This is a genomic window from Paenibacillus sp. 01T422, from assembly GCF_056398785.1.
The window spans coordinates 1-4,604 of record NZ_JBFTQB010000513.1; the positions used below are offsets into that span (position 1 = coordinate 1).

Below are 4,604 nucleotides of genomic sequence, written 5' to 3' on the forward strand. Positions count from 1 at the left end.
GTCTGAGCCTGCGCAAACCGACAAACAGCCCGTAGCCTCAGAAAACAAATCACCGGATAAAGAAATATTCATTTATACCGTGTATCCAGCCTTTTATGCCAAAGAAGATATCTGGGAGAAACAAGTTGGGCAATACCTCAAGAAGAAGTTTCCAGACCTCACTTTCAAACACGTTCAGTGGGATAGTCCTGGCCGACAATATAAGGATCTGATTGCAGCTGGTACGGTTCCTGACATTATTATTGACAATGCCCGGATGAATCTGCAGCGGAATATTTTGAAAAACGATTTGCAGTATGACATGACGGACCTGATCAAAAAGTATAATTTCGACACGAGCACATTAAATCCTGCGGCCATGACACAGATGAAGAATATAACGCCGGAAGGTAAAATTTATGGTTTGCCTTTCCAATTAAGCGATTTTGTACTGTTCTACAACAAAGATATTTTTGATAAATTCGGTGTTGATTACCCGAAAGATGGTATGACGTACGATGAAATTTACGAATTAGCGAAAAAACTGACTCGTGTTGAGGGTGAAAACACGTACAAAGGCTACCAACAGCACCCTGGTTTGTACATGACTTATAATCAGCTTTCACTGTCGCCTCTTAGCTTGACGGAAGATAAAGCGGAATTGAACACTCCGGGTTGGAAGAAGGAAGTAGACAACTTAAGACGTTTCTACGAAATTCCGGCGAACCAATTTACATCCGTCGATGATTTCCCAAAAGGGAAAATCGCGATGAGCGTTCACGTAACGGAAAAGATTGTTCAGTGGTATGAACAGAACAAAAACTTGAACTTTGATATCGCTGCTATGCCATCCTTTGCGGATGCGCCAGGCGTCAAAGCTCAGCCTAATCTATACTCGGCGTACATTTCCAAACAATCGACTAAGAAAGATCAAGCTTTCCAAGTCATCCAGTATCTGCTTTCCGAAGAAATGCAAATCAATTTTGCGAAAGAAGGCATTATCGGACCGCTGCAAACACAGAAAGTACAAGAAGCTTTCGGTAAAAACTTGCCGCAAATGCAAGGGAAGCATACGCAAGCTATCTTCTACGGCAAGAACGCAATGCCGCCAGCGGCTCGCGCTTCAGGCTTAACCTACATTGATGTGCCGGTGCACGGTGTGTTCCAGCCACTGATCTTCGGAGAATCCAAGGACTCCGTAACCRCACTGCGCATGATTGAAGAATCTTCAACGAAAGCGATTCAGACCGAGAAAGCCGCCAAATAATGCCGCATATGGCTCCTTCATCCGATCATTGGAGGAGCCTTCACTCCACTATGAATAAGAGGTGACCCATTCTATGAAACGTGTTCTATTGGTACTTCTTGCCGTGTTTATGACAATCATGATGAGTGCTTGTTCATCATCAGAGAAAGCAGCTGACCCAAGCGTTTCGCCCACGTCAACATTAACAGCGACGGCAACGCCAACAGCTACTTCAACAGCTACAGCGAAGGCTTCAGAGACTCCTGCAACGACGCCAACACCTGCGGCAACAGCCACGCCTGCAGCAACTGTGGAAGCGACGAAAACAGCAAGTCCTACGGCTGACGCAACGAAGGCGCCAGCTACGACAAGTTCATCCAAGGCAAGCGATGCTCCCGCCTCGCCAGCAGCTGTAGCAACTGCTGCTCCAGCTGCGAGTCAGCCAGAGGCAGCTCAGCAACCAGAAGTTTCACCGAAAGGGAAGAAAGTGCTGCTTGTTGGCAGAGATTCCGAGCCGCTTCCTGCTGAAGACGTTGCGATTGCAGGTCGTTTGAAAGGGATGGGATTTAGCGTAACCCATCTTGCAGATCGTGAGCTGACTGCTGATGCGACGAAAGGGTACGATTTAATCTACATTAGTCAAACGACGAACTCTAAATTTTTGAAAACAGGTGCTATGAAAGAAGTGGCTATTCCAACGTTGTATGTGAAAAGCCATGGGATGTTCTATCTTGGACTATCCGCTCAAGAGGAAGGTACKACTATCAAGAAGCTGAAATCGATTGAGATCGTCGATAGTAAACATAAGATTGCCGGCGGCTTAACTGGGACAGTAGATGTTTACACGGAAACCGGTGATAACTTCGGCATCAGTTATGGTATTCCAGGCAAGGAAGCGAAAGTGATTGCTACGGTTCCCGGCGACAAAACGAAGGCTGCTCTTTATTACTATGATAAAGGAGCGAAAGCTGATAACGGTTATGAAGTGAAAGCGCGATTATCCTACTACTATTGGAGTAATGGGATGCAGGATACTTCTACGGATGCTGGCTGGAAGCTCTGGGATAACATTGTCTTGTGGACGTTGCAGAACGGATAACAAATTCTTGACGTAAATGAAGGAGGTTATTGTTGGAATGAGACGAGTGAAAATAAGCTTAGGCCTTGCGCTTACGCTTGCACTGGCGGCAGGGTGTACGAACGAGGCAGCTCCAAGTGCCAAACCGGGTGGTTCTGATGACAAAACTTCACCGCAAGCCCAGACCTCACCTGACAACGAATTGTTTATCTACACCGTATGGCCGGCTTATTACGTCAAAGAGGACATTTTTCAGAAGCAGGTCGGGGATTTTATTAAAAAGAAATTTCCGAACGTCACGATCAAGCATGTAGCTTGGGACAATCCGGGCAGACAGTACAAGGATTTGATCGCTGCAGGTACGATCCCTGACATCATCATGGATGACACACGAATGAATGTACAAAGATATTTGATTGATAATGACCTTCAATATGATATTAGCGATTTGATCAAAAAGTATAATTTCGATACGAGCAAATTGAATCCAGCCTATATGGCGCAAATCAAAAATTTAACCCCGGATGGAAAAATATACGGGCTGCCGTTCTATAACAACGATTTTGCTTTATTTTACAACAAAGATATTTTCGATAAATTCGGTGTTGATTATCCGAAAGACGGTATGACGTATGATGAGATCTACGAGTTGGCCAAAAAGCTGACACGCGTAGAAGGTGACGTCACGTACAAAGGTTTCTCGCAAAACCCGGGTCATTATTTAAATTATAACCAGTTATCTCTATCCCCGTTAAGCAAAACCGAGGATAAAGGAGATATGAGTGATCCGAATTGGAAGAAACTAGTGGATAACATGAGAAGGTTCTACGATATTCCAGCCAATCAATTCGATACCGTGGAAACGTTCGCTTCCAAGCCAAGCATCGCCATGGCGGTGGCAACGGTGAGCGACCATTTGGTCAAATTCTATGAGGAAAACAAGAATCTGAACTTTGACATCGCTTCGGTGCCATCCTTAAGTGACGCTCCTAACACGAAATATCAGCCGAATGTGTATTCGATGTATATTACGAAGCAATCGAAGAAAAAAGATCTTGCCTTCCAGGTCATGGATGCACTGCTCTCCGAAGAACATCAGATTGAGCTTGCCAAAGAAGGCGTTATTGGTCCGCTTCAGACAGATGCGGTCAAAGCTGCCTTCGGTAAAAACTTGCCGCAAATGCAAGGCAAGCATGTAGAGTCTATTTTTAACAGTAAAAATGCAATGCCGCCCGCTGCTCGTAATCAAGGGTTGGTTTGGTACGATGTCCCTGTTCAAGGTGTTTTCCAGCCGCTTATTTTCAAGGAGTCCAAAGATTCCGTGACGGCGCTGCGCATGGTCCAGGAACAAGCCACGAAAGCCATCGAAACAGTGAAGTCAGCAAAAACTGAAATTAATAAGGCAGCGAGCACAGCTAAGTAACTGATGACCAGCAAAGCTAATTTACAACACAAATCAAATTTAGAAAGGTGAGTTCACGTGAAAAAATTTGTATTCTCGCTATTGTCTATCCTTCTCATGTCACTAACTATCCTGCCCTTTGCTTCTGCAGCAGACACGGATACGCCATCCGCAGCAGTTAAAAGTGTTGACGATTTCAAAGATTTGAAAAATTTACCGCAAGCGGATAAGGAAAAATTCGATTCATTGATCCAAGATGGTGTTTTTAATGGCTTGACGGAAGATACGTTCGGACTGGACGCTCGGATGAATCGTGCACAGTTTGCGAAAGTAGCTGCTATTATTTTCAACCTCGAAGTTGACGATACACTGACAGTTTCTTCATTCACAGATGTCAGATCCGATGATCCAGCGAATTCCTATGCGCTTCCTTACATCGAGGCATTGAAGAAGGCAGGGCTTACCAATGGTTACGATGCTGAAGGTAAAACGTACAAACCAGCTGGAGATGTTTCCCGTCAAGAGCTTGCAGCTTTCCTGATTCGTGGTTTAGGCATGGAAGATGAGGCCTCTTCAGCTACGCCAGTTGATGATTCTACGGTAGATGATTGGGCAAAAGGTTATGTTTCACTTGCGCTTGAGAAAAGCTTGCTAGCGAATCAATCGGCAGGTAAATTCAGTGGAAAAACATCCGCTACACGTAAAATGTTGGCTCTTGCAAGCTTTGCAGCGAAACAAATTCTTTCTGGCAGTGCGCCAGAAGAAACAGATGAACCAGAAGTTCAGCCACAGCCTGGAGATGAACCTGCAGCACCAGCTGGCGAAATTTCCGCACAAGGCAAAAAAATGCTTTTCATCACACGTCAAAGCTCGCAAATGACACAGTTGAAAGATAATCC

Annotated in this window: 4 protein-coding genes; all 4 read left to right on the forward strand. The window is 44.9% G+C overall.

Translation table 11 applies throughout. The features are described from left to right. Positions 1 to 1,246, forward strand: a 1,246-nt coding sequence (locus AC1DUA_RS24640) for an ABC transporter substrate-binding protein (protein ID WP_477502273.1), incomplete at its 5' end; no start/stop codon positions are given. Positions 1,247 to 1,319: 73 nt separating this feature from the next. Continuing rightward, positions 1,320 to 2,324, forward strand: coding sequence for a hypothetical protein (locus tag AC1DUA_RS24645; protein WP_477502274.1), 1,005 nt, complete (start codon positions 1,320 to 1,322; stop codon positions 2,322 to 2,324). Between the two features lie 37 nt (positions 2,325 to 2,361). Beyond that, positions 2,362 to 3,726, forward strand: a complete 1,365-nt coding sequence (locus tag AC1DUA_RS24650; protein ID WP_477502275.1) for an ABC transporter substrate-binding protein — start codon at positions 2,362 to 2,364, stop codon at positions 3,724 to 3,726. A 57-nt stretch (positions 3,727 to 3,783) separates the two neighbouring features. Next, positions 3,784 to 4,604: S-layer homology domain-containing protein (locus AC1DUA_RS24655; RefSeq protein ID WP_477502276.1), on the forward strand; the 821-nt coding region annotated here is incomplete at its 3' end.

Bases quoted from the DNA above. Each gene is read 5' to 3' on its own strand.
- AC1DUA_RS24650 (WP_477502275.1), top strand. From the start codon at position 2,362: ATGAGACGAGTGAAAATAAGCTTAGGCCTTGCGCTTACGCTTGCACTG.